This is a genomic window from Nitrospirota bacterium, assembly GCA_040755395.1.
GTDB lineage: Bacteria > Nitrospirota > Nitrospiria > Nitrospirales > Nitrospiraceae > DATLZU01.
This window is the reverse complement of the sequence record JBFMAX010000003.1, coordinates 353,823-376,689: the sequence shown is the minus strand read 5'-3', so window position 1 is coordinate 376,689 and position 22,867 is coordinate 353,823. Positions and strand designations below refer to the sequence as shown.

The window sequence follows — 22,867 nt, the reverse complement described above, 5'->3', positions numbered from 1 at the left end:
GCCGAAATGATGTCGAAGTGCTCCGAATATTGAATCGGCCGGACATCCACGTCGATCACCTGGGTCGTCAGCGCCACTGTGACGCGGCCGGTGGTCGCCGGGACGGGATCCACACCGCCGTGACCGAAGAAAAACGGCTTTTCGACGAGGACGCCTTCATGTCCCGCATCGATCGCCACCAATGCGCAGCCCGACGTCATCAGGAAGAGACCGACCGCACCAAGTCCCCCTATCAACCAATTCCCTGACCGTGTCATAGCTCCCTCCTTTATGGAACCAGTCGTGTCAATGGACTGTCTGTAGATGTCACCTCATAACCGGCAGCTAGGAGCTCCAGAGACCGATGGTTTACCTTACGAACCGCTTTGAGAAAATGTCAAACCGCCGGATGCGGCCGAGACGGGAGCGGGCCTGGAACGTGCGAACCGCGGGAAGGCAGGGATTGCGCCGGGTCTTCAGTTGATTCCCGCTTGGCGCTGGAGCCAGCGGACATAGCGGATGATCTGATCGACGTCTTCAGGCGTGACCCCGTCGATCTTGGGCATGTTCCCGAAGTTCCAGTGGTGGGCGCGGACGCCGTTCGCGGCTGCTCGCTGGAAGGTGATATCCGGATGGTGATTGGGTTCGTAGATCTTGTGGACCAGCGGCGGGCCCTGAGTCGTGCCGGCGGCCCGCTCGCCATGACAGCCGGCGCAGTTGGCCTTGAACTTGGCCGCGCCGGTCCGAAACTCTGCCGGAACCGCCGCATTCTGTGTCGCCGATCCGTCGGCGCAGGCGGAAGAAAGACCGGCCGCCAGCAGACAAAGGGTCAACCCCGCCCGCATTGAGGCCCTCGGCGCCCCGGGATCCCTCGCCTTATATTCTCGCGTCACCCGTGTGCTCATTCGGGTTTTCGCTCCGGCGCCTCGGCGCGGCCGAATTGCCGCCGCAACATCTCGGTCGTCCGCTTCATCGTCACGCGCCGATAGAGACGCGCCGACACCGGAACCAGCACGATCAGCGCGATCGTCAGATACATGAAGAATTCTTCCGGAGAGACAGGCATCGGACTCGGCTAACCTACCGCATACTGAATGGGATCGGCAACTCCGGCCTGCTGGAATCCTTCCCGCCGGATGAGACAACTGTCGCAGCGGCCGCAAGCCAGGCCAGGCGGCACCGGATCATAGCAACTGTGGGTCAGATGGAACGGCACCTTCAGCGCCACGCCGGTCCGGATGATCTCGGCTTTGGACAGGTACAGCAACGGGGTCCGGATCGTCACCGCCCGTCCTTCCACTCCGGCTTTGGTGCCGAGTCTCGCCACGGCTTCGAACGCTTGGATGAACTCCGGCCGGCAATCGGGATACCCCGAGTAGTCCAGCACGTTGGCGCCGAAGTAAATGTGCCGGGCGTCCAGCGCTTCCGCATAGGCCAGGGCCAGCGACAGGAACACGGTGTTGCGGGCCGGCACATAGGTCGCCGGGATGCCCTCGGCCCGGTCAGCGGGCGCCCGGTCTTTGGGCACCGACTCGGCGCCCGTGAGCGCGGAGCCACCGAAGCGCCGCAGGTCCAACTCGAGCACGACATGATCGGCGGCGCCCAGGGTCCGCGCGATTTCGCGCGCGCGCTCGACTTCAATCCGATGACGCTGCCCGTACGAAACCGTTAAGAAATAGAGGGCGCAGCCGTCCTGTTTCGCGACCGCCGCCGTGACGGTGGAGTCCAGACCGCCGCTCGCGAGCACGACCGCTTTCATCACGGACCGTTCCTGTCGTGTCCTCGCCGTTTCACCAGGCGCAAACAGCATTGTACCTGATCGCGCGGGCGAGAATCAGCCGGCGGCCGCTGTGAGGGATCGTTCGTCGAAGAAAACGCTCGGGGGAGAACAATGTGAGCCGAACAGACACGAGACGGAAACTTCTCAGCCAAGGAACCGATCAAGAAACAGCCTACTCCCGTTCCTCTTCCTTCTCGATTTTTTCCAGCAACTCCAGTTTGGACTGGCATTCGACGCAGAGCTTCGCGAACGGCACCGCGGCCAGTCGCTTTTCACTGATCTCCACGCCGCATTCGGCGCACACCCCGTAAGTGCCCTCGGCCAGGCGAGTCAGCGCTTCGTCGATGAGTTGGCGCTTGCGGTTCCGCATCTCCATCAACGAGATGCCCAACTCGCGCTCCAAATCCATGAGGGCCTGGTCGCCGACGTCGCGCGCCGATTCAAGCCGCCGCTGCTGGTCCTCCGTCAAGGACTGACCGAGGTTGCCTTCGATCTCCTTCATGATTTCCTGGCGCTTGCCCATCAACATGCGGTACAGCGCTTCCCGTCGCCGCTCCTGTTCCTCTTTGCTCTTGACGGGTTCTTTGTCCTTGCCCAACGCGCGAGGCTGTAGCGATCGAGGTTCCTTGATCTCAACAGCGCTGGAGGATACCCGGGGTTTCGCCGCGGGCTTGCCGGGCGCCTTGCTCTTAGACGTGGTTTTCTTCTTGGCCTGCACTTTACCCGCCATGTCGCCTCACCTTCACCGGATCGGCCGGACGGCCGAAAAAGTTCGGCATTCATAGCACGGTGTAGATGATTGTGCAAGACCTTGTTCGGACGGAAAGGTCGGATTAAGCCAAGGCATGGAATCAGCAGGGTGTCAGAACAAGCTTACGCCCAAAGGAACCGAACCGCGCAAGAAGATCCGTTCGAGCTCCCGAAGGTCGGGGGCTAGGGATAGATGATCGTCGAATGAACATCGTAACCGCTGAGCTTGTCGCGTCCGTTCAAGCTCTTCAATTCCACCAGAAAATCCAGGCCGGCGATCTCGCCTCCCAGTTGACGGACGAGGTGGACGGTGGCGGCCGCCGTTCCGCCGGTGGCCAGCAGATCGTCGACGATCAGCACCCGTTCGCCGATCGCAATCGCATCGCGGTGGATCGCCAGGGAACTCGCGCCGTACTCCAGATTGTATTTGACCTCGAAGCTGTCGGCCGGCAACTTACCCGGCTTCCTGACCGGCACGAAGCCGGCGCCGAGCTGATTCGCGAGAGTCCCGCCCAGGATGAACCCTCTGGACTCGATGCCGACCACCTTCGCGATGTGCCGGCCGCGATAGCGCGCCGTCAGCTCTTCCACGATGCTCTTGAACGCGCGGGCGTCCTTGAGCAGCGTGGTGATGTCATAGAAGAGAATGCCCGGTTTGGGGAAATTCGGCACTTCACGAATGAGCGCTTTGTAGTCCATCGATCGCTCGGCCCCTCTACAACAAATCGTCCTGCCTCATCATTCTTTTCTCGATCGAAGTCCGGAGCTTCACCAGAGCCGCGGTTTCGATCTGCCGGACCCGCTCCCTGGTCAGACCGAGATCCTTTCCGATTTCCTCAAGGGTCTGAGCTTCTCCGCCGTCCAAACCGAAGCGGGAGATTACCACAGTTCGCTCCTTCTCAGGCAACTCCTTGACCCACGCCATCAATTCCTCACGCCGCATCACGCCCTCGGCGGTCTCCGCAGGAGAGGCGCTCAGGGGGTCCTCGATCACGTCGCGGAGAAAGGTGTCGCTTCGATCGTTGATCGGGCTGTCGAGCGAGCAGGTCGTGCGGATCAGTTGCTTGAGATCGAGAACCTCCTCTTCGGAAATCTTCATCCGTCCGGCGATCTCGTGCGTCTTCGGCTCGCGTCCCAGCTCCTGACCGAGCTGTTCGACTTTGGTCAGGTAGCGGTTGAGCCGCTCGACCACATGAACGGGGAGCCTGACCAGTTTACCCTGATTGATGATCGCCCGTTCAATATACTGCCGAATCCACCAGGACGCATAGGTGCTGAAGCGGAACCCTCGCTTATAGTTGAACTTCTCGACCGCCTTGATCAACCCGAGATTCCCCTCTTCGACGATATCGGCGAACGGGAAACCCCGGTTCATGTATCGCTTGCCGATACTGATCACGAGGCGCAAGTTGGCTTCGATCATCCGTTCGCGGGCGCTCATGTCGCCCGCCATGACGCGCTTGCCCAATTCCTGTTCTTGCCGAAAGGTCAGAAGGGAGTTGTGTCGGATTTCCCGCAGATAGGACTTCAGCGTATCGAGCCCTTCGGACTTCTCTTCTTTCCGCCCTCGGACTTTGACGCTGCGGCCGTTGGGCAAAGGCGCTTCGTGAATCTCCTCGTCCTCTGCGCCGTCCTCGTCCTGGGCGTCGACCGATTCGTTCAGATCGTCGTCATCGCTCACGATCATCGTTTCCTTTCACCCGCTGCCGCCGTCGTCAATGCCAAATCCGAAAATCTTTGTACTGGCCCGACGCCGCGCTCCACGTCAGCTGGAGGTCGTCGACGCGCGCCAACGGAGGGCCCTCCTTGAGCGCCTCGATGAGATCCGCGATCGACTCTTTTTCGCCCTCAACCTCGACCTCGACGCGCCCGTCGTCCAAATTCCTGACGCCGCCCAACAGGTTTCGACGAACGGCCTCTTGACGGGTAAACGCCCGGTAGGCGACTCCCTGCACTCGTCCGCTTACGAGAATTCTGGCTCTGACAAGCGACTTACCGCGCGGTTCGGTCATGGCTGCACGCGCATGCCGCCGGATTCACCGAGAGGAGACCGTTCGGGAGAGGATATTCTCATACCTCCGCTCACGCGTCACGCTTTTCTTGAGAACATGCGGAGGAATTTGGGGGAAAGCGAGAACGTCACACCGAGGAAAACCCGAAGTCACCGACCGCTCGCAAATGAACTTGCGGAAGAAGGTGGAACACGCTGCAGGTGGTTATCCCGTCGCCAAGATCAATCGCAAGGGCTCCGGGTCGAGCGAACCACATGAGGGAAGAACCCTTGAGGTATTGATCCGCCCGCGACACATTCGATAAAGCGTTAAAGAGCGGGCGGTACGAGCAAGCTTGGTGTGGTCGGGGCGAGAGGATTTGGCCTCCGGCCCGGCGGCTTCGCTGCCGGTCACCGCAGACGGTGACCTTTTCCTCCTAGCCGTCGGCGCTCAGCCGCTTCAAATCCTCCTTGACCATAGCAGTATGGTCGGGGCGAGAGGATTTGAACCTCCGACTCCCGCGTCCCGAACGCGGTGCGCTACCGGGCTGCGCTACGCCCCGATCCCGTCATCCGATGTGTGCCGGCTTGCTCAGGTCAAGGGCTCGAACGTCATGCTGTGCGCATCGGCGACGCCTTTGCAGGTCACCTTGCCGCCCATGAGATTCACGCCCTTCGCCAGGCCAGGGTCAGAGCGAATCGCGCGCTCAACCCCCTCCGAAGCCAGGCGGACTATAAAGGGTAGTGTCGCGTTGGTCAAGGCCAAAGTCGCCGTCCGGGGCACGATTCCCGGCATGTTGGGCACGCAATAGTGCAGCACACCGTCCGCGACATAGACCGGATCGGAATGGGTCGTCGGTCGGGTCGTCTCGAAGCAGCCCCCTTGATCGACCGCCACATCGACGACGACCGAGCCGGGTGCCATGCTGGAAACAACCGCGCGTGACACCAGCTTGGGAGCGCGGGCGCCCGGCACCAGGACGGCGCCGATGGCGAGATCGGCGGTTTCCACCGCACGGTCGATATCGGCCTGGTTGGCGGCCAGGGTGATGATGCGCCCCTGGTAGAGATCATCCAGATAACGCAAGCGTTCCAGGTCCAAATTGATGACGGTCACATGAGCGCCCATCCCGACCGCGATTCGGGCCGCCGAGCTCCCGACCGTGCCGGCCCCCAGAATCACGACGTTGGCCGGCGCAACTCCCGGCACGCCCGCCAACAGCACCCCGCGCCCGCCCTGCAACCGCTCGAGATACCGGGCGCCGATCTGCACCGCCATGCGCCCGGCGATCTCGCTCATGGGTTTCAGCATCGGCAGGTTCCCATGCCTGTCCTCGGTCGTCTCATAGGCGATGGCTGTGACGCGCGCATCCAACAAGGCCTTCGTGAGTTCCGGCGAGGACGCCAAATGCAGGTAGGTGAACAACACTTGTCCCGGACGGAAGAATCGGCATTCGGACAACTGGGGCTCTTTCACTTTGACGATCAGGTCGGCCTTCTGAAAGACTTCCTCTTTGGACGACGTGACCTGAGCCCCGACTCGTCGATAGGCATCGTCCGAAAACCCGCTGCCTTCGCCGGCAGAGGCTTCCACCCACACCACATGGCCGGCCTTCAGCAACGCCTGGGCGGCGTCGGGGGTGACACTGACGCGATACTCATGGTCCTTGATCTCTTTGGGAACGCCGATGATCATCTGCTCCTCCTCTGCCCCGGCCTGATTCCTCCGCCATTATACTCCGACCGGCACCGAACCGTCCCGTGCGTGGTAGACACCCTGCGGAAGCCTGGTGTAAGATGGCGCCCGGCCTGCGGGGCCGCGGTCCCCTTGTCGGAATGGAGGGTGCGAGGTTGTCGTCAGAAGCCTGTCACGCGTGCGGCATTGCGGGAAAGCCGCTCATGAAGCTTTCGCTCGGCAAAGACTTCTTCGGTCGGCCCTATGACCGCTTGTCGCCCTCAACCGATCAAAGCCCGAAGTGGTACTGTGAGACCTGTTCAATGCACAAGAACCTGCAGCGCGATTTCCGCGATATCCGTTCCGAATTCGACAAGCTGTCTTCAGGGCAACCGTCGGATCTGGCGCGAGCCGACGAACTCCAACGGGCGCAGTTGCGCCTGCGGGAAATCGCGGCGATTCTCGACGGGCAGGGCGGCGGCTCGCCTTTGATTATGCTCAGCGATGTGACCGGCCTCCTCGTCAAACTCCAGACGCAGCCCTCGGCTTTAACCACGTGACCGCGGCTAGGGACGCCTTGTGTCCACGTTCAAGCATCACATCTTCGTCTGCGTCAATCAGCGGCCGAAAGAAGACCCTCGCGGCTGCTGCGCCAACCACGGCTCCGAACGGCTGCAGGCGTTCTTTAAAAAGGAAGTGGAGCGCCTGGGGCTGAAAGGCACGGTCCGGGCCAACAAGGCCGGTTGTCTCGACCACTGCGAATACGGTCCCAGCGTCGTGATTTACCCCGAGGGGGTGTGGTATTGGGTCGGTTCTGAAGCCGACGTGACGGAAATCATGGAGCGGCACATCATGAAGGGCGAAATCGTGGAACGCCTCCTGATGCCCGACCATGAACCGCCCCTAAAGAAAGGTTAAGGGCAAGGTTCACGCTGAGGTAAACGCAAGTTCCGTCATTTCACCATCCCTACCCGAATCATCTTAACCTTAAACCCCAACGTCAACCTCAGCCTAGAGCAAAGCGAGGCCGGTCATGCCCGTCGAGGAAAAGTGGAAAGCCAATCAGGAGAAAGTCGCCTTCATGAAGCGTTTTCCCGGCCTGACCCTGTCGTGGGACCGCGCGGTCGGTAAATCGATCGCAGCCGTGGCGCCCCTGACCGGCAAGCCCGGCGCGGCGGTGCTGGTCTTTCAGGACGGGTCGTTCACCGTGGCCCCGCCGTTGAGTCCGGAACCCTGGGAATTGGGCGAAGCCCTCAACTGCGCCAGAAGGTATCTGGAGCCCAGGCATCCGGAGGCGTACGCCGAATATGACCGGCTGGTTCGGCAAGATAAAGAGGCGCTCCGCTCGGCACGGCTGGAAAAAATCATCGGCGCGATCGAAAATAATCTCGAGCAGATCCCGGAGTTGAAGGAGCGGCTTCGGCAACTCGTGGATCGGTGGAAGTGAGGACAGCCGGCCATGAAGAACATGCTGGAGATTTTTTCCCAGGCTCTGTTTGAGGGAGTGAAACCCATGATGGTCGTCAGAGATCACCTCGTCCGTCACCCCGACCGGTGCACGCACAACGCCGTCTGCATTCCCATCTGTCCGACCGGCGCCTGGCTCTCCACCCCGCCGTTCAAGTTCGACGCCTCCCGCTGTCTGGAAAGCTGCCGTCTCTGCCTCGACGCCTGTCCGTCGCAGGCCATTTACGCGGTATTCCGGAAGGGGGAGAAGCTGCTGGAGCCGCAGAAGAAGTAGGAAGTGGCGGGTCCTGCCGCCAACCAGCCGGGTACCCGTTGCTCGGGGCCCCCATTGCATTCTTCATTGCAATGGGTCTTAGCAATGGGTCAGGGGCTCTCAGGTTGGCGTCACCCGCGGACGAGCGGAGAAAGAGCGAGAGGGTCTGCCGCGGGCCGAAATTTACGGGATCCCCATTTGCTTCCTGAGCCACCCCCAGTACGCGGTGGCGGTGTAGCCGCAGCCTCCTGTCAGGGTGGTCAAGGCCATGACGCGGTAGACGGTGCCGCGGGAGGCTTTGACGGTGACGGCGGGATTCAACAGGTCGTCGGACGGAGCGACCAATCGGAGCGTTTCGCCTGCCAGGAGGATCGGCCACATGCAGGAGAGGCGCAGGCGCACTTCTCGTCGGGGAATCGCCATCGTGTAGAGCCATCCTTGGTCGAGATGCTCGCGCGCGATCGCGATCAGCTTGCGGAGAACCGGCCTGAAGGCGGGCAGGCTCTCCGCCTTGAGCAGATCCTGTGGCGCGAGTCCTACCTCCTTCAGGAACGTATCCGGGATGTAGCAACGCCCGCGCCGGAGATCCCGAGGGAGATCCTTGACAATGTTGGTGAGCTGCAATCCCTTGCCGAATCGCACGCCGAGGGCCGACATGCCGGCCTCATCCCAACCGGCCAACGACGGGAAATGCGCGCACATCATCCGCGTCCAAAATTCTCCGACGCAGCCGGCCACGTAATACGTGTAGAGGTCCAAGTCGTCCATCGTCTGCAGCGCAGTCAGGTCGCGCGCCGAATCGCCGGGGAATCGTGTCAGGTCCATCTCCATGCCGTTGGGCAGCGTTCCCATTAACCGCCGGATGCGGGCCCGATCTCCCGGCGCGAACTCCAGATACAGCCGGAAGCAGTCTTCGAGCCGCTTGAGCAAGGTGCGCTCGGCCGAATCGGTTTGACGGGGAATCAGGGCCGTTTGGATTGTCCGAACTTCTTCCCAGTTGACGTGGTCTTCAGCGAACTGGGCCCTGAACTGTTTGAGGAACAACAGACGTTGTCCGCGGTCGATCAGATCCGTATCCGCAATCGTGTCGGCCGCGCGCGCGAAGAGGTAGGACAGCCCCATCTGATTTCGCACCGCAGAGGGCAGAACGATGAGGGTCAGGTAGAACGACCGGGAGACATCTTTGAGAATGTCGCGCAACAGCGGCTGTTGGGAGGAATGTGGACGCGTGGCAGACCTCTAACCCGCATTATTCATGAACGCTTCTGCTGCAAACGCAGATACGCTGTTCCGACGGGCGTGCTCGCCACTCAGTCGGTCAACATACTGTTCAAGTATGCTTCCCTCCTTCGCGGCTGCGCTTGCCCGTCTCACAACGCGTCTGCCGGGTACCCGTTGCTCTTCCGCTGCAACGGGTGAAACGCGACGAACCGTCATGAATAATGCGGGCTAGCGAACTTCGAGCGTGCCTTCCATTCCCTTTTCACGATGACTGGCAAAAAACAACAGCTTCTTGTCGCAGTAAAAAGTGTAGGTTCCCGGTTGTGTCGGGGTAAAGCGGACCGTGACGGTCTTGCCGGCGCTCACATCCTGATCCACCGCCAGTCCGGCCGCCGCGTCTTTCAGCACAAAGTTATGAGGCGTGAGCAGCGTGACGCTGGTGAGTGTCAACTCGACCGGTTTTCCGGCTTCGACAATGAGATGGCTCGGCGCATACGAATAGCTGTCCAGTGTGAAGGATGCGCGCTGAATCCCGTCGGCACCGAGCGTAGCGACGACCGGCTCGGCCGGCTTCTCTTGATCGGCCAGCGCGTCGACGCCGGAGGCCAGACCAGCGGCTGTGATCAGCGCCACCGCAGGAATCAGGGTCATGCGACAAACGCGTTTCACGCGGGGCTTTGTAGCAGAAGGCGTGACGCGGGTCAACAAGTCTCGCGACCTCAAGGACTTACAGGACGCCTGGCGTCGGCGTGCCACGACTTGACCGATACGCAACGAGCCTTATCATAACCCCCCGATAAGATCGCCTGAGAGGCCGGAGGATGCTATTCCCGCCCGCACGCTGTAGTATATTAAGGCAACCATCGGGTCACGGTCTCGCACCTGGACCTGCGAAACGGTATGACCAAACAAGCAAGGACATGACCAAGGAGGACATGAATGAAGTGGCTTAAGGGAATGACGCTGCTCCTGATCGCGAACGTCTTGATCTTCGTCACGCTGTCGATTTCGTTCAACCTGCTGGTGAACGTCGTCCTGCCGGCCTTCGGCATCGACGTGCGAGGCGTGGTCGATCAGCAGGATCTGGTTTGGGCGATGGTCTTCGGATTCGGCGGCGCCTTCCTCAGCTTGGCCTTCTCGAAACAGATGGCGCGGTCCATGCTGGACTGTTATCAGATCACGCAACCGCGGTCTCATGCAGAGCAGGTGGTGTACGGCGCCGTGCAGGAGATCGCGCAGCGCCTGCGGATTCAGATGCCGGAAGTCTGGGTCTACGACTCGCCGGACCCCAATGCCTTCGCGACCGGCCCGAGCAAGAACAACTCCATGGTGGCGGTCTCGACCGGCCTGTTGAACAATCTGAACGAGCAGGAAGTGCGGGCGGTCCTGGCGCACGAGATGGGCCACGTCTACAACGGCGACATGTTCACGACCACGGTGTTGGCCGGATTGATGAACACCTTCGTCTATCTGATCAGCCGCTGGGTCTATCGACAGCTCGCCGAACGCAACGAAGCCCTGGCTCTGGGCGTCTATTTCTTCCTGCAATTCGTGCTGTCGATCCTGGCCATGATCCCGATCAGTTGGTTCTCCCGTCGTCGGGAGTTCGCGGCTGACGCCTTCTCGGCCAAGGTCTACGGCAAAGACGCGATGATCTCGGCCCTGCAGGCGATTGACCGGTGGGTAGCTCGGGCTCAGTTCGAATATTCCGCTCAAGACGCCTTGGCCACCATGAAAATCTCGGGTAAAACCTCAGGTTTCCTGCGACTGTTTGCCACGCACCCGCCGATTGAGGAACGGATCACTGTGCTCCAGAGGCTCTAACCCAAGGTGTTCCTATGCCGCTGCTGAAACAAAGGCTTTCGTGGCTCGTCTTAGGATTCGGGGCAGTCGCCGGATGCGGGTCCGGATACGTGTTTCCTCCGGGACCGGCTCAGGCCGCTCAAGAAAGGACAGGGGCGATGGCTATGCAATCCTCAAGCGTCTATGACTTCACGCTCGACGACATCGACGGCCAACCGGTGTCGCTCAGCCGATTTCGCGGCAAGGTGTTGTTGCTCGTCAACACCGCCAGCTTCTGCGGGAACACTCCGCAATACGCCGACTTGCAGAAGATGTATGAGAAATACCGGGACCAGGGGTTGGAGATCCTGGCATTCCCGGCCAACAACTTTGGCCAGCAAGAGCCGGGGACCAATGAGGAGATCAAGAACTTTTGTTACACTAAGTACAGTCTCACGTTTCCCCTGTTCGGCAAGATCAGCGTAAAAGGTCCCGACAAGCATCCGCTGTACCGGTATCTGACGGAGCAAAGCCCGTTCCCCGGCGAGGTGGAGTGGAATTTTCAGAAATACCTGGTGGATCGATCAGGGCGGGTGATCGCGCGCTACCATCATCGGACGAAACCGCTCTCGGACGACATCGTCAGGGGAATCGAGACGGCGCTGGCTGCGCAGTAGCGCGGGCGAGAGGCTGGAGGCTTGGGGCGAGAGGTGTGCGCCCTAGCCCTTTACCACTTGCCTCTAACCCTTCTTAAGAAAACTGATGTGCGCGCGATATTCCTGGATCGCCGCAGCCAGGGCCTTGTCTCCCAGAGGAATATTCGCTTCGAGCGCGGCTTCGACATCTTTATCGTCGATCACCACTTCGTAGCGATCCTGCACATTGGTCCGCACGGGTCCCTGCTTGATCTCCCGCGGCAGAAAGACTTCAGTCCAGATTTCTTTCTCAACCAGACACACGTCTTTGAAGCGCTCGTACAAGAGCGCAAGCTTGTCCGGATCCGTCTCCTTCATCTCTCCCTGTCCCTCTGGTCTCAGCCTTCACACGTGGTTTCCTGCGAGCGCTGCCACCGGCAACCTCAATGCTCGTGGCCATGGCCCCCGCCGCACGGTCCTTCCGCCCCGCCGCCCGGCATTTGCGTCGGCGCCGGAATACCCGTGACGTTGAGCGGAGTGGGGTCAGGTCTGGAAACGCCGACCGAGCCGGACCGAGCGGCAAAGGAGGAGAAGACTCGGCGAATCGGCGCGCCGCATTCGCGACAGGCTGTGAGCGGAGCGTCCGACACACGCTGAAGGTATTCCTTTTTCAGAGAACAAGTCGACTGTCGGTCGCATCGTTCGGCCAGGTACTCATAGATCGGCATCGCCCCTCTCCGAATTCGGTGGTCCCAAGGAGAAAGAAAGGTCCGGCGGCCGTCCTACTTTTGAACAGCGGGAGCGACTTGCGCGGGCTGATCCGAAATCGTAAACCGCATCGTGCCGACCTGATTGGCCGCATGGAACGGCTGTTGGCCGAGCGGGGTGATGTAGATCTTCACCAGGTAGTCGCCTTTGGGCCAGGCGCTGTCGGGCCGCTTCAATTCCAGGTACCCGTATCGCGAGTGACCCGGCACTTCCAGGGCATCCTTGCCGATCGGAGTCTCGGAGAGTTTTCCGCCCTCCTCCTCCAGAAACCACTGGGCGCTGAACTGCGCGGGGTCCTCGAGCGGCGCCACTTCAAACACGATGTAGATGGCCGGGGTGTCCGGCGTAAACACCGTTGTGCCGGCCCCGATGGGCTTCAACCGGGGGTCCTGCGTGTACCACCCCTTCCGGCCGAAACTATCCCATTCCTCTTCGAACCCCTTGGCGAACTTGATCCAGACAAAAATAGACTGCGGAACGCCTTTTTTCTGGCTGTCGAACAAGGGGACCGTCGTCGGGTCTACTTCCGTCTCGGACTGTTCCTTGGGTGTCATCAACTCTCTGGCCTGACTGACCGGAGCGAAGCCGATTCCCGTGACAAATGTGGCCAGGCCAAGGACGAGCATCGTCATACGGACTATAGGCGGAGTCGGGCCATGATCGGTGACTTTCATGCCGCACCTCCTTTCCCTTTCCCGGATCGACCGGGCAAACGGTGAGACGTTCTGCTAACTCTTACCAGCCTACTGCATACCCCTGGGCATTTCAATGGTTCGTCGGCCCATGAGGAGTGGTCTGCTATAATGGCGCGGAGGCAGCGTCAGGGGTCCTCACATCGAACGAGCTATCGTGAGCGCTTTTTCAAGGCACCGCGAACGCCGCCGCGACCAAGAGCAACCCGGGTCCCGATCTCGTGGGCATTCCAACCGCTCCCCACAGCCCCGTACTTTCCTTGCCTGTACCGTGACGGATCCATCGACTGTACCCACGCCTGTACGACCTGCCGCGAAGCTCGCCGGCGCTGCAGCGGATGAGCAGGAACCCTCGGACGAGCGCAACCGGAGATATGGCATCCGTGAGGGCGCCTTTCAAGCCGTCGCTCAAGGGGGAGGAGAGAACTACCTGTCAGCCTTCGCGCTCTTCCTGCATGCCACCCCCGTTCAGATCGGCATCCTGTCGTCGCTCCCCCAGCTCATCGGAACCTGGGCCCAACTGGTTTCCGTGAAAGCGTTGAATCACGTTGCTCATCGGAAGCCGCTGATCCTGTTGGGAGCGGCAGGACAGGCCGCTCTGTGGCTCCCCATCCTAATCCTGCCGCTCCTGTTTCCCTGGGCAGCCCCCTGGCTGCTGATCGCCGTGGCGACCATCCAGGTGGCGATGGGGCATCTCGCCATTCCCGCCTGGAACAGCCTGATCACCGATTTCGTGGTTCCGAACGGCCGTGGCGCGTATTTCGCTCGGCGTGCGCGTCTCATGGCGGTCGCCAGCTTCTGCGCGTTGTTCACGGCGGGGCTCCTCCTGGACGCCGGACGATCCTCGGAGGTTCCATGGGTCGGTTTTGCGCTGATTTTCCCGACGGCGGCGGTGGCGCGCAGCCTGTCCGCTTACTGTCTGGCCAAGATCGACGAGCAGGCGGCGCCGGCGCCACGGCGAACCGACGGCCGGTTCCTTGATTTTCTCGGACGATCGTCGAGCGGAGACTTCAGACGCTTTCTGCTGTTCTCCGGGCTCATGCATGTGTGCGTCCTCATCGCCGGCCCGTTTTTCGTCGTGTATATGCTTCGCGACCTCCACTTCAGCTACCTGCAGTACGCCGCCTGGGTGGCCGCCGGCACCTTGGGACAATTCATCGCGCTCAAACCCTGGGGCCGCATCAGCGACCGGTTCGGCAACAAGATGGTGATTGCGGTGACCGGCTGGGCGGTGCCGTTTCTGCCCATGCTGTATCTGCTCAGCACGAACCTGGTGTTTCTGCTTGCAGTGAATTTCCTGGGCGGCGTGATCTGGGCCGGTATGACCCTCGGATTGCAGAATTACGTCTTCGACGCGGTCCGCGCGGAAGACAAAGCCACAGGCGTCGCGGTGACCAATGCGATCAATGCGGCGGGATGGATCGTCGGAGCCCTGATCGGAAGCTGGCTGACGGCCGTGACACCCTCAGCCATCCCCATCGCTTTCTTGCCCTTGGAGCTTCATCCGGTTTCCAACCTTCCAATCGTGTTCCTGATTTCCGGCTTGCTCCGGCTGGCGGTCTCCGCCGGCCTGCTCAATACCTTCCGTGAACCGCGCGCCGTCGAACTCACCTCTCCGAGCCGGCTGGTCCGGGGACTTTCACTGATCAAGCCGCTCACTCAGCTCTTCAGCGGGAAACGTTCGCACGCCTGACGGCGACCGGACTCTGTCGAGAATGGTGCCTACCGCGGCATCGACTCGCCGCCTCCGGCTCGTTCGTGCTCCTCCTGTTTCAGTTTCTCAAAGGCCCGATCGGCGTTGCCGCGGACCTGTTGCGGCGTCGGCTGAATGGGCCCCTTCGGGTGTTCGCTCGCACATGCCGCCCACCAAAGACACACACCGAGCGATAGCACCGCCGCCCCGATCTTCCGCGCCCACCCTCGCGCGCCTCCCTTCATGAGCGATCCTCCTTGTTCGTTGTTCACGATGGGATGAACCGACCGGCCTGCCTACTGAAACGCCAGCCGGAGATTCGCCACTGTTTCGGCTATGCCCCGTTCCAAAGCGGCCCGAGTCAACCGCTGGAAATCCTGCGAATCGGCCGACGCCAAACTCCAGCCGTCGGGCTGCTCTACCCGCGCCGTCACGACGTTGTGAAACACGACTTCCGCGCTCTCGACCCGGATGATCTTGCTCGTCACCGTGTAGGGCGGCAGATCCTCATGGTGCCTGGCCCAGAGCCGCTCTCTCAGCGTGGGGCCCTCGATGCGATAAATCAGGACGCTGTCCACGCCCAGCAACCGGCCGAGGCGGATGGCCGACTCTTCGGACACCGCCCCTCCCACCTGGAACCGTTGCTCGCCCAGCACCGTCGCGAGGTGGAATCGTTCGATGATTCTGAGGGACGGACGCTGCGCTTTGAGCTGAAACGCCGCGCCCTCCAGGCGCAAATAGGCTTCCATCAACTCGCGGTTGGCCGTCTTCGGATACAAGACGGCCAACCGCTGGACGTCGATCGGGACGACGAACGAAGGAGGCAACACCGCGTCGGTGGAAGGAACCGGTGCGGCGGGCGGCACGGGCGTCTGGCAGCCGATCAGCGCGAACACGATCGTACCCGGGAGCAAGCCTGCCAGCGTCGGCGACCGAGCCATGGCGCGCGCCCCTTTGTTGATCGACCTTTCCAGCCCGCCACGACCGCAAGATATGACAACCCATATACATCTTACTCCCCTTCTGAACGGAAAACCATGACGCCTAGCCCACATTATTCATGACGGTTCGTCGCGTTGCACCCGTTGCAGCAGAAGAGCAACGGGTACCCGGGAGTCGCGTCGCGAGACGGGCAAGCGCAGCCGCGAGGGACTGAGGCGTACTTGAAACAGTACGTCGAAGGACTGAGCGGCGAGCACGCCCGCCGCAAGGCCGGGACCCATTGCATCTTGGGGCAATGGGTGCCCAGCAGCGAATCCGCGATTGCAGCAGAAGCGTTCATGAATAATGTGGGCTAGCACGACGTTCTTTGTGACGATGCGCGAAGCCGGCGGGGCGTCTTCCGGTGCAGGGCCGAAGACCGTCATGGTCGACCGATTGACGGAATCGGAGCGCCGGGCTATTCTGCCCTTGTCGACCACGCCGGCGATGTCCCCGGACCGACAACCAACAAGGAGCCCCATGTCGCTTCACGACCGTCTCGCCGAAGACCTGAAACACGCCATGAAGGCCAAGGATCAGCTCCGCATGGACGTCATCCGCATGATCAAGGCCGCGGTGACGAACAAGGAACTGGAACTCAAGAAACACCTGGACGATGCGGAGATGACCCGCGTCATGGCCTCGTTGATCAAGCAACGCAAAGAAGCCGCCGAACAATACGACAAGGCCAGGCGGGAAGACTTGGCCGGCAAGGAACTCAAGGAAATCGCGATCATCCAAAGTTATCTCCCGCGCGCGCTTACGGCGGAGGAGGTCTCTCAGATCATCGATGCCGTCGTCCAAGAAACAGGCGCGACCTCGCCGAAAGACATGGGAACCGTCATGAAAACCGTCATGGCTCGCTTGGCCGGCCAAGCCGTCGATGGGAAATTGATCAGCGACCTGGTCCGGTCGAGACTTCGCTAGCACCTGGTATGAAAATGCGGGTCCTGTCACCGACCAGCCGGGTACCCGTTGCTCCTCTCCGATTGCAACGGATGCAAGCTCGCACCCCGCGCGGTGTAGGGACCCCGCTGCGCCGGGTACCCGTTGCCGGGGCATTCATTGCGGGGGCACCCGTTGCTTCTTCCTTGCAACGGGTCCAATGCAATGGGTCGCGTGCAACGGGTGGGGGGCACCCAGGTCGGCGCCACCCGCATTTTCCATCCTGCAGGGTGGCCCGAAGGGCGAGGGGGACTGCTATACTTACTGAAACTTGATCGAGTCGGGCGATCCGGAACCCGGACGCTCGGTGCGCCGTTCACCCGTGTCCAGCGCCGCTTCACCGGCCTCATCGCGTTCCCCGGTCATGTTCAGAGAGCAGTCGCGCGCATGAGCATTCTGATCGTGGATGACTCCCAGGACCAACGTGTTTTGCTCCAGACCATCCTCCACAGGGCCGGCTATCCGGACGTGGTGACGGCCGAATCGGCCGCAGCGGCGTTGGAGCAGTTGACCGAGCCGTCCGGGCCGCACCCTTCAGCCGTCGATCTGATTCTCATGGACTATCTCATGCCGGAAATCGACGGAGTGGCCGCCTGCCGTCTGATCAAGGCCCAACAATACCTGCAGGACATCCCGGTCATCATCGTGACCGCCAAGAACGACCCGTCGAATCTCAAAGAGGCTTTCGCCGCGGGAGCGACCGATTACATCAACAAACCGGTCAACAGCGTCGAACTGCTGGCCAGGGTTTCATCGGCGCTCGCCCTGAAACGCGAGATGGACTGCCGGAAGGCCAGGGAACGGGAACTCCGCGCCAGCAACGAAGAGCTGCAGCGGGCGCTCCGGGAGGTGAAGACTCTGCGCGGCCTAATCCCGATCTGCGCATCATGCAAGAAGATTCGGAACGACCTCGGATCGTGGCAGCAATTGGAGGAATACCTGCAGGAGCATTCGGAAGCCGAGTTCAGTCACGGACTCTGCACCCCCTGCATCAAGAAGCTTTATCCTGGTGTTTATGAACACTAACTGCTACCATCCGCCTCGGTGGACGTTCCTACGTAAGACGACTTCACGGAATAAGGCACCTCGATGGGCATTTTGATCGTTGACGACTCCCCGGACGACCGTCTCCTCCTGCAGTCGATCCTGACCGCGGCCGGGTATGAAGACATCATCGTGGCCGACTCGGCGGCCTCCGCGTTCCACCACCTCGGATTGGACGGCGGAAGACAGACCGTCGCCCGTGTCGACCTGATCCTGATGGACATTATGATGCCGCAGATGAACGGCATCGAGGCATGCCGCCAAATCAAAGCGGTCGAACGGCTGCGCGATATCCCCATCATCATGGTGACGGTGAAGTCCGATCCGGTCGACCTCCAATTGGCGTTTGCGGCCGGCGCGATGGATTACATCGGGAAACCGATCAACAAGGTCGAACTGCTCACGCGCGTTCGTTCGGTGCTGCGGTTGGTCCACGAAATCGACCGCCGCCGCGCGCGCGAACAGGAACTGCTTGAAGTGATGCGCCAGCTCCAGGAAGCCAACCAGATGCTGCTTCGCCTCTCCTGCCTGGACGGCCTGACCGGCATCACGAACCGGCGTCAGTTCGACGATTTCCTGGACCAGGAATGGCGGCGCGCCGTCCGCGACGCGACCCCGCTCTCCCTGATCATGCTCGATATCGATCGATTCAAATATTACAACGACAGCAACGGCCATCAGGCCGGGGATGAATGCCTGAAGCAGGTCGCCAGCGTCATTTCCAGCGCGGTCAACCGGCCTGGCGACCTGGTCGCCCGCTACGGCGGAGACGAATTCGTGGTCGTGCTCCCAGGCACCAACGCAGACGGAGCCGCCCAGGTGGCCGAAACGCTGCGGCGGAAGATCGAAACGGCGGGGATTTCTCATTCGACCGGGGAGCAGGTCACCATCAGTCTGGGCGTCGCGAGCACGATCCCCGCGCGCGCAGCGTCGCCGACCGACCTGATCAGAGCGGCCGACCAAGCGCTGTACCAGGCGAAGCAGGAAGGCCGCAACCGCACCAAACAGGCAAGCCTCCTCTCATTGGTGGAGGACTCGCACAAAGACTGATCCTGCAGGAACCGGAGCCGTCAGGTTTGTGCCGATCACGAATCACCGATGTCTCACCGCCCTGCCCGACGATGTCCCGCCGCCCTCTCCCGACAGCTTGCGCGTCTGCGGACGTGTGAGTCGTTTCGGCGTCCCGCGCGAATCCCTTGTTTCGTGAGCGCGGCGCCCGGGGAACATCCTCCGGCGGGGCAGGCTCCGGGAAAGACGCCGATCGGCTTGCACGAACGAGAACCGTGAAATCGGTACGATGGCCAGAAAAGTAACCTCCGCCCGCTCGAAACGAACACCGAAACGCGCGACGCTTTCCGATCGTCTCAGGGAAGCGTTGCGGGCTGAACGGGCCGCCCGCAAGCGAGCCGAAGAAGCCTTGCACAGGGTGTCCGCCGAGTTCGCATCGCTCGTTCGGTCGCGCGACGCGGAGCCGGGTCAGCCTACTGCGAAGCCGGGCGGGGACCGCCCCAAACGAAAGCGAGACAACGACAGTCTTAACGCTGCCGAGAAAGAGTGGATGGACCGGGTGCAACGGGCGGTGGTGGAAGGAACCGCCTCCGTGACCGGGAACGAGTTCTTGTCCGCGCTCGTCCGGCATATCGCGCGCGCGCTCGGCGTCAAATACGTATTTGTAACGGAACTGGTGGGCGGCGAATCGTCATGGATGCGCACCCTGGCCGCCTGGATGGCCGACAGGCCGGGCTCCCCAGTTGAATACGACGCGACCAAGACCCCCTGCGAGAACGTCGTCAAACACGGCAAGGCCTATTACCGGAATTCGGTGCGGGAAGCTTTTCCCGACGACAAGTTTTTGGCCGATCTCGGGGTGGTCAGTTATCTGGGAATCGCCATGGTCGACCGGTCCGGCCGCACGATCGGGCACCTCTGCATTATGGACGACAAGCCCATCGACGGCGAACACCGCATTACCCCGATCCTGAAGGTTTTTGCTTCCCGGGCCGCGGCGGAAATCGAGCGCATGCGGAGCGAGGAAAATCTCCATCTCTACCGGGAGATCATCGCGCACGCCGAAGACGCGATCGCGATTCTCGACCTGAAAGGGCGCTTTACCTACCAGAATGCCGCGCACGCCGCGTTGACCGGGTACGCCGACCACGAACTGGTCGGCAAGACCCCCGCGGCCGTCCTGGGACCGGAAGCGTTCGCCGCCATCCTGCAGCGGCTGGCGACCGCAGGAGGTTATCGCGGTGAAGTAGGCGGGCGCACGAAAGACGGAATCGAGAAAACCTTCGATGTGTCGCTGTTTGCCATCCGGAACCCCGCCGGTTCGCCTGTTTGTTACGTCGAAATCACCCGCGACATCTCGGAGCGAAAACGATCCGAGCGTATCGAGCAGCGACGGGCAGCCAGCTTGCAGCAGTATCAACACGCGCTGCTTGAATTAGCCAAGGGCGAAGCCGTCAACGGCGGAGACCTCACGCAGGCATTTCAGGCCATCACCAAGACCGGATGCCGCGCGTTGGGAGTCGAGCGGACCAGCATCTGGCTGTACGATGAAACTCGTTCGAGCATCCGGCTATGCGATCTGTACGAACTGCGTCACGATCGCCACTCCTCCGGAGCCACCCTGTCCGCACGCGATTATCCGACGTACTTTTCGACGTTGGAACACGAAGACCGCGCCTTGGCCGCTCATGACGCGCATCAGGACGTCAGGACCCGGCAGTTTTCCCAGTCCTACCTGAAACCGCTCGGCATCGGCGCCATGCTGGACGCGCCGATCCGTCGAAAGGGACGGGTCGTCGGGGTGCTCTGCCATGAACACGTCGGCGGCCCCCGTCAGTGGACCGCCGAAGAAGAACACTTCGCCAGTTCCCTGGCAACCATCGCCACGCTCGCCATGGAAGCGATCGAGCGACGAGAAACGGAACAGGCGCTCCGGATCGCCAAGGAAGCCGCCGAAGTGGCGAATCGGGCCAAGAGCGAGTTTTTGGCCAGCATGAGCCACGAGATCAGGACTCCGATGAACGCCATCATCGGCATGGCCGATTTGCTGTGGGAAACGGAGTTGACTCCGGATCAACGAAAATATGTCCGCATTTTCAGGCGGGCCGGCGGCAATCTCCTGTCGCTCATCAACGACATCCTCGATCTCTCAAAGGTCGAAGCCGGCCATCTGGAGCTGGAGACGATCGAGTTCGATCTCTTCGAACTGATCGACAAAGCCATCGAGATCCTGGCGATGCGCGCCAACGAGAAAGGCTTGGAGCTCGCCTGCCACGTTTCCCCCGACGTGCCCTGTCACCTGGTCGGCGATCCGAATCGCCTGCATCAGATCCTCGTCAACCTGATCGGCAACGCCATCAAGTTTACGGAACGCGGCTCCGTCGTCGTCCGCGTCCTGAACGACCCTGAAATCAACCGGCTCGGCGCCATCCGCTTCTCCGTCACCGACACCGGCATCGGCATCCCGAAGGACAAGCTCGAGGCCATCTTTGAAAGCTTCACCCAAGCCCATGCGTCCACCGCGCGCCAGTACGGGGGCACCGGATTGGGCCTTTCCATCTCCAGGCATCTCGCCAAACTAATGGGCGGGAGAATCTGGGCCGAGAGCGCCGAAGGCCAAGGCAGCACGTTCCATTGCGTGGTCCGGCTCTCCGCACCACCGCAGCCGCCGAGACCCAAACCGCCTGTCGCCCACGATCTGGCGGGTCTCCGGACGCTGGTGGTCGACGATCATCCGACCAACCTGCTGATCCTGCGCGAAACCTTGACGGCGTGGGGCGCCGTCGTGACGGAAGCCGGGAGCGGCGAGCAGGCCTTGGTTGAACTCCGGCGGGCCGCCGACGCCGGCAGCCCTTACCAGATCCTGCTGCTGGACTGCCGCATGCCCGACATGGACGGATTCGAGGTCGCCGAACGTGTCAAAGGCATGCCGCATCTCGAGGGATTGACGACCATTATGTTGGCCTCCGATCGGTGGGCCGACGATATCGCGCGCACATATGAACTGGGGCTCGGCGGATATCTGGTGAAACCGATCAGGCGATCGGACCTGCTCCAAACCATCAGCATCGCGCTCGGCCGAACGAAAGGCCTGTCGCCCGCGCCTCCCGACCCGCCTTCCGCCGCACCTGCGAGCCCCGCCGATTCGCTGCGCATCCTGCTCGTCGAAGACTCGCCCGACAACCAGCTTCTGATTCAATCGTATTTGAAGCCCACTCCGCACAAACTGGACGTGGCGGAGAACGGGCAGATCGGCGTCGATCTGTTCAAGGCGGGTCGCTACGACCTGGTGCTGATGGATATGCAGATGCCCGTGATGGACGGCTATGCCGCCACCCGCGCGATTCGCCAATGGGAACGGGATCAGCGCCTCCCCGAGACGCCGATCGTCGCGCTCACGGCGTTGGCGCTCAAAGAGGAAGCGGCGAAGATTTTCGAGGCGGGCTGCACCGCCCACATGACCAAACCGATCAAGAAGTCGACGCTGCTCGACATGCTGGCGACGCACATAGGACGCGACGTGACATGATCCGGCACGACCCGACCCCCAAAGAGAAAATCGTGGTCCGCCTGGACCCCGACCTTGAACCCCTTGTGCCCCGGTTTCTTGAGAACAGACGCAAAGACTTCACCGCCATTCAAGCCGCCCTTCAACGGGAGGATTTCGAAGAGATCCGTCTCTTAGGCCACCGGATGAGAGGCGACGGCGGGGGGTACGGCTTCCACGCCATCAGCGAGATCGGAACGGCGCTGGAACAAGCCTCGGCGCAACGCGACGCCGGGAAGATCCGCCGGCACGCCGGCACCTTGCTGGAGTTTCTCGAACGCGTCGAAGTGGTGTACCGAAGATAAGCAAAGTAGGCCTGCCCCTTCGCAGCCCCCGGTCGGAGGTTCAAATCCCGTTCGAATCAAGTGAAAGCGACGGGAGAGGATCATCCGACGCCAACAAACAAACTCGATAAAGCGATGAAGAGCCGCCGGGACTCGCACGCGAGGTAAGGGGTGGCTTCGTGGCTCACGCCACCAAGCCAATCTTTCATCTCTGGACCCCACCCGGCTGTCTCAGCCCGGCAGCTCACCCCCTCCCCACACCTAGCTTTCGTGGCAAGCCAGTGTGTCGGGGACCCCTGCCCCCGCCAAGGCTACGGCGGATTCCGCAACAAATCGATTTCGAAAACTATACCTGTTGCCCGGACCCCCCTGG

Annotated in this window: 29 protein-coding genes and 1 tRNA gene; 13 read left to right on the top strand and 17 right to left on the bottom strand. The window is 61.6% G+C overall.

The annotated features are described in order from the left end of the window. From AB1555_08005 to ald, 10 genes are all read right to left on the bottom strand, one after another. Positions 1 to 257, bottom strand: a 257-nt coding sequence (locus tag AB1555_08005; protein MEW6246637.1) for a hypothetical protein, incomplete at its 3' end; no start/stop codon positions are given. A 198-nt stretch (positions 258 to 455) separates the two neighbouring features. Further along, complete coding sequence (locus AB1555_08000; GenBank protein MEW6246636.1) at positions 456 to 824, bottom strand: cytochrome c; 369 nt, start codon at positions 822 to 824, stop codon at positions 456 to 458. Positions 825 to 880: 56 nt separating this feature from the next. Beyond that, positions 881 to 1,045: a hypothetical protein gene (locus tag AB1555_07995; protein MEW6246635.1), complete on the bottom strand. Its 165-nt coding sequence runs from the start codon at positions 1,043 to 1,045 to the stop codon at positions 881 to 883. A gap of 9 nt (positions 1,046 to 1,054) precedes the next feature. Beyond that, entirely contained in the window at positions 1,055 to 1,738 is a 684-nt protein-coding gene (gene queC / locus AB1555_07990; GenBank protein MEW6246634.1) for a 7-cyano-7-deazaguanine synthase QueC, read from the bottom strand. 193 nt (positions 1,739 to 1,931) lie between these two features. Then, positions 1,932 to 2,489 carry a TraR/DksA family transcriptional regulator gene (locus AB1555_07985; GenBank protein MEW6246633.1) on the bottom strand — a complete coding sequence of 186 codons (558 nt, stop codon included), beginning with the start codon at positions 2,487 to 2,489 and terminating at the stop codon, positions 1,932 to 1,934. Between the two features lie 203 nt (positions 2,490 to 2,692). Next, entirely contained in the window at positions 2,693 to 3,208 is a 516-nt protein-coding gene (locus AB1555_07980) for an adenine phosphoribosyltransferase (GenBank protein MEW6246632.1), read from the bottom strand. A gap of 16 nt (positions 3,209 to 3,224) precedes the next feature. Beyond that, positions 3,225 to 4,190, bottom strand: coding sequence for a sigma-70 family RNA polymerase sigma factor (locus AB1555_07975; GenBank protein ID MEW6246631.1), 966 nt, complete (start codon positions 4,188 to 4,190; stop codon positions 3,225 to 3,227). Positions 4,191 to 4,224: 34 nt separating this feature from the next. Continuing rightward, positions 4,225 to 4,521, bottom strand: coding sequence for an acylphosphatase (locus AB1555_07970; protein ID MEW6246630.1), 297 nt, complete (start codon positions 4,519 to 4,521; stop codon positions 4,225 to 4,227). Between the two features lie 464 nt (positions 4,522 to 4,985). Further along, a tRNA-Pro gene (locus AB1555_07965) sits at positions 4,986 to 5,062 on the bottom strand. Positions 5,063 to 5,091: 29 nt separating this feature from the next. Beyond that, a complete protein-coding gene (gene ald, locus AB1555_07960; protein MEW6246629.1) occupies positions 5,092 to 6,195 on the bottom strand; it encodes an alanine dehydrogenase in 1,104 nt (367 codons plus the stop codon). Positions 6,196 to 6,398: 203 nt separating this feature from the next. Here ald and AB1555_07955 point away from each other — a divergent pair, with 203 nt between their 5' ends. The 4 genes from AB1555_07955 to AB1555_07940 all read left to right on the top strand — a co-directional run bounded on the left by AB1555_07955 (position 6,399) and on the right by AB1555_07940 (position 7,915). Beyond that, entirely contained in the window at positions 6,399 to 6,734 is a 336-nt protein-coding gene (locus AB1555_07955; protein MEW6246628.1) for a hypothetical protein, read from the top strand. A 19-nt stretch (positions 6,735 to 6,753) separates the two neighbouring features. Further along, entirely contained in the window at positions 6,754 to 7,092 is a 339-nt protein-coding gene (locus AB1555_07950; GenBank protein MEW6246627.1) for a (2Fe-2S) ferredoxin domain-containing protein, read from the top strand. A gap of 115 nt (positions 7,093 to 7,207) precedes the next feature. After that, positions 7,208 to 7,621, top strand: a complete 414-nt coding sequence (locus tag AB1555_07945) for a hypothetical protein (protein ID MEW6246626.1) — start codon at positions 7,208 to 7,210, stop codon at positions 7,619 to 7,621. A 12-nt stretch (positions 7,622 to 7,633) separates the two neighbouring features. Further along, positions 7,634 to 7,915, top strand: coding sequence for a hypothetical protein (locus tag AB1555_07940; GenBank protein MEW6246625.1), 282 nt, complete (start codon positions 7,634 to 7,636; stop codon positions 7,913 to 7,915). A gap of 162 nt (positions 7,916 to 8,077) precedes the next feature. Here AB1555_07940 and AB1555_07935 read toward each other — a convergent pair whose 3' ends face one another. Beyond that, the gene (locus tag AB1555_07935; protein ID MEW6246624.1) at positions 8,078 to 9,094 is read right to left on the bottom strand and encodes a phytoene/squalene synthase family protein; all 1,017 of its coding nucleotides are present in this window, start codon (positions 9,092 to 9,094) and stop codon (positions 8,078 to 8,080) included. Positions 9,095 to 9,343: 249 nt separating this feature from the next. Beyond that, positions 9,344 to 9,766, bottom strand: coding sequence for a cupredoxin domain-containing protein (locus AB1555_07930; GenBank protein ID MEW6246623.1), 423 nt, complete (start codon positions 9,764 to 9,766; stop codon positions 9,344 to 9,346). 288 nt (positions 9,767 to 10,054) lie between these two features. Between AB1555_07930 and htpX the strand changes: the two genes are divergently transcribed. Then, positions 10,055 to 10,939: a protease HtpX gene (gene htpX, locus AB1555_07925; GenBank protein ID MEW6246622.1), complete on the top strand. Its 885-nt coding sequence runs from the start codon at positions 10,055 to 10,057 to the stop codon at positions 10,937 to 10,939. Between the two features lie 137 nt (positions 10,940 to 11,076). Further along, positions 11,077 to 11,574: a glutathione peroxidase gene (locus tag AB1555_07920; GenBank protein ID MEW6246621.1), complete on the top strand. Its 498-nt coding sequence runs from the start codon at positions 11,077 to 11,079 to the stop codon at positions 11,572 to 11,574. 63 nt (positions 11,575 to 11,637) lie between these two features. Here AB1555_07920 and AB1555_07915 read toward each other — a convergent pair whose 3' ends face one another. From AB1555_07915 to AB1555_07905, 3 genes are all read right to left on the bottom strand, one after another. Next, complete coding sequence (locus tag AB1555_07915) at positions 11,638 to 11,910, bottom strand: hypothetical protein (GenBank protein ID MEW6246620.1); 273 nt, start codon at positions 11,908 to 11,910, stop codon at positions 11,638 to 11,640. Between the two features lie 65 nt (positions 11,911 to 11,975). After that, entirely contained in the window at positions 11,976 to 12,260 is a 285-nt protein-coding gene (locus AB1555_07910) for a zinc ribbon domain-containing protein (protein ID MEW6246619.1), read from the bottom strand. Positions 12,261 to 12,314: 54 nt separating this feature from the next. Beyond that, positions 12,315 to 12,974, bottom strand: coding sequence for a hypothetical protein (locus tag AB1555_07905; GenBank protein ID MEW6246618.1), 660 nt, complete (start codon positions 12,972 to 12,974; stop codon positions 12,315 to 12,317). Between the two features lie 289 nt (positions 12,975 to 13,263). On the opposite strand from AB1555_07905, the gene AB1555_07900 reads away from it, so the two are divergent. Further along, positions 13,264 to 14,685: an MFS transporter gene (locus AB1555_07900; protein MEW6246617.1), complete on the top strand. Its 1,422-nt coding sequence runs from the start codon at positions 13,264 to 13,266 to the stop codon at positions 14,683 to 14,685. 29 nt (positions 14,686 to 14,714) lie between these two features. Here the strand turns inward: AB1555_07900 and AB1555_07895 are convergent, their stop codons facing one another. Together AB1555_07895 and AB1555_07890 are read right to left on the bottom strand one after the other, a co-directional pair. Then, entirely contained in the window at positions 14,715 to 14,930 is a 216-nt protein-coding gene (locus AB1555_07895; GenBank protein MEW6246616.1) for a hypothetical protein, read from the bottom strand. Positions 14,931 to 14,981: 51 nt separating this feature from the next. Next, a complete protein-coding gene (locus AB1555_07890; protein MEW6246615.1) occupies positions 14,982 to 15,626 on the bottom strand; it encodes a hypothetical protein in 645 nt (214 codons plus the stop codon). Positions 15,627 to 15,848: 222 nt separating this feature from the next. Between AB1555_07890 and AB1555_07885 the strand changes: the two genes are divergently transcribed. From AB1555_07885 to AB1555_07860, 6 genes are all read left to right on the top strand, one after another. Continuing rightward, positions 15,849 to 15,983 carry a hypothetical protein gene (locus AB1555_07885; protein ID MEW6246614.1) on the top strand — a complete coding sequence of 45 codons (135 nt, stop codon included), beginning with the start codon at positions 15,849 to 15,851 and terminating at the stop codon, positions 15,981 to 15,983. A 163-nt stretch (positions 15,984 to 16,146) separates the two neighbouring features. Then, positions 16,147 to 16,593 (top strand): GatB/YqeY domain-containing protein, encoded by a 447-nt coding sequence (locus AB1555_07880; protein MEW6246613.1) that lies wholly within the window; start codon positions 16,147 to 16,149, stop codon positions 16,591 to 16,593. Positions 16,594 to 16,998: 405 nt separating this feature from the next. Beyond that, positions 16,999 to 17,637 (top strand): response regulator, encoded by a 639-nt coding sequence (locus tag AB1555_07875; GenBank protein MEW6246612.1) that lies wholly within the window; start codon positions 16,999 to 17,001, stop codon positions 17,635 to 17,637. A 63-nt stretch (positions 17,638 to 17,700) separates the two neighbouring features. Continuing rightward, positions 17,701 to 18,705 (top strand): diguanylate cyclase, encoded by a 1,005-nt coding sequence (locus tag AB1555_07870; protein ID MEW6246611.1) that lies wholly within the window; start codon positions 17,701 to 17,703, stop codon positions 18,703 to 18,705. Between the two features lie 247 nt (positions 18,706 to 18,952). Beyond that, positions 18,953 to 22,192, top strand: coding sequence for a response regulator (locus AB1555_07865; protein MEW6246610.1), 3,240 nt, complete (start codon positions 18,953 to 18,955; stop codon positions 22,190 to 22,192). Further along, on the top strand, positions 22,189 to 22,515 hold the full coding sequence (locus tag AB1555_07860) for an Hpt domain-containing protein (protein ID MEW6246609.1): 327 nt from the start codon (positions 22,189 to 22,191) through the stop codon (positions 22,513 to 22,515). Before AB1555_07865 ends, AB1555_07860 begins: the two co-directional genes overlap by 4 nt. Positions 22,516 to 22,867 lie beyond the last annotated feature (352 nt).

What these genes read in the sequence shown, in the direction of transcription:
- AB1555_08000 (MEW6246636.1), bottom strand. Translation starts at nt 824, where the DNA reads ATGCGGGCGGGGTTGACCCTTTGTCTGCTGGCGGCCGGTCTTTCTTCC.
- AB1555_07995 (MEW6246635.1), bottom strand. Translation starts at nt 1,045, where the DNA reads ATGCCTGTCTCTCCGGAAGAATTCTTCATGTATCTGACGATCGCGCTG.
- queC (MEW6246634.1), bottom strand. Translation starts at nt 1,738, where the DNA reads ATGAAAGCGGTCGTGCTCGCGAGCGGCGGTCTGGACTCCACCGTCACG.
- AB1555_07985 (MEW6246633.1), bottom strand. Translation starts at nt 2,489, where the DNA reads ATGGCGGGTAAAGTGCAGGCCAAGAAGAAAACCACGTCTAAGAGCAAG.
- AB1555_07980 (MEW6246632.1), bottom strand. Translation starts at nt 3,208, where the DNA reads ATGGACTACAAAGCGCTCATTCGTGAAGTGCCGAATTTCCCCAAACCG.
- AB1555_07970 (MEW6246630.1), bottom strand. Translation starts at nt 4,521, where the DNA reads ATGACCGAACCGCGCGGTAAGTCGCTTGTCAGAGCCAGAATTCTCGTA.
- ald (MEW6246629.1), bottom strand. Translation starts at nt 6,195, where the DNA reads ATGATCATCGGCGTTCCCAAAGAGATCAAGGACCATGAGTATCGCGTC.
- AB1555_07955 (MEW6246628.1), top strand. Translation starts at nt 6,399, where the DNA reads ATGAAGCTTTCGCTCGGCAAAGACTTCTTCGGTCGGCCCTATGACCGC.
- AB1555_07945 (MEW6246626.1), top strand. Translation starts at nt 7,208, where the DNA reads ATGCCCGTCGAGGAAAAGTGGAAAGCCAATCAGGAGAAAGTCGCCTTC.
- AB1555_07940 (MEW6246625.1), top strand. Translation starts at nt 7,634, where the DNA reads ATGAAGAACATGCTGGAGATTTTTTCCCAGGCTCTGTTTGAGGGAGTG.
- AB1555_07930 (MEW6246623.1), bottom strand. Translation starts at nt 9,766, where the DNA reads ATGACCCTGATTCCTGCGGTGGCGCTGATCACAGCCGCTGGTCTGGCC.
- htpX (MEW6246622.1), top strand. Translation starts at nt 10,055, where the DNA reads ATGAAGTGGCTTAAGGGAATGACGCTGCTCCTGATCGCGAACGTCTTG.
- AB1555_07920 (MEW6246621.1), top strand. Translation starts at nt 11,077, where the DNA reads ATGGCTATGCAATCCTCAAGCGTCTATGACTTCACGCTCGACGACATC.
- AB1555_07915 (MEW6246620.1), bottom strand. Translation starts at nt 11,910, where the DNA reads ATGAAGGAGACGGATCCGGACAAGCTTGCGCTCTTGTACGAGCGCTTC.
- AB1555_07910 (MEW6246619.1), bottom strand. Translation starts at nt 12,260, where the DNA reads ATGCCGATCTATGAGTACCTGGCCGAACGATGCGACCGACAGTCGACT.
- AB1555_07905 (MEW6246618.1), bottom strand. Translation starts at nt 12,974, where the DNA reads ATGAAAGTCACCGATCATGGCCCGACTCCGCCTATAGTCCGTATGACG.
- AB1555_07895 (MEW6246616.1), bottom strand. Translation starts at nt 14,930, where the DNA reads ATGAAGGGAGGCGCGCGAGGGTGGGCGCGGAAGATCGGGGCGGCGGTG.
- AB1555_07890 (MEW6246615.1), bottom strand. Translation starts at nt 15,626, where the DNA reads ATGGCTCGGTCGCCGACGCTGGCAGGCTTGCTCCCGGGTACGATCGTG.
- AB1555_07880 (MEW6246613.1), top strand. Translation starts at nt 16,147, where the DNA reads ATGTCGCTTCACGACCGTCTCGCCGAAGACCTGAAACACGCCATGAAG.
- AB1555_07875 (MEW6246612.1), top strand. Translation starts at nt 16,999, where the DNA reads ATGAGCATTCTGATCGTGGATGACTCCCAGGACCAACGTGTTTTGCTC.
- AB1555_07870 (MEW6246611.1), top strand. Translation starts at nt 17,701, where the DNA reads ATGGGCATTTTGATCGTTGACGACTCCCCGGACGACCGTCTCCTCCTG.
- AB1555_07865 (MEW6246610.1), top strand. Translation starts at nt 18,953, where the DNA reads ATGGCCAGAAAAGTAACCTCCGCCCGCTCGAAACGAACACCGAAACGC.
- AB1555_07860 (MEW6246609.1), top strand. Translation starts at nt 22,189, where the DNA reads ATGATCCGGCACGACCCGACCCCCAAAGAGAAAATCGTGGTCCGCCTG.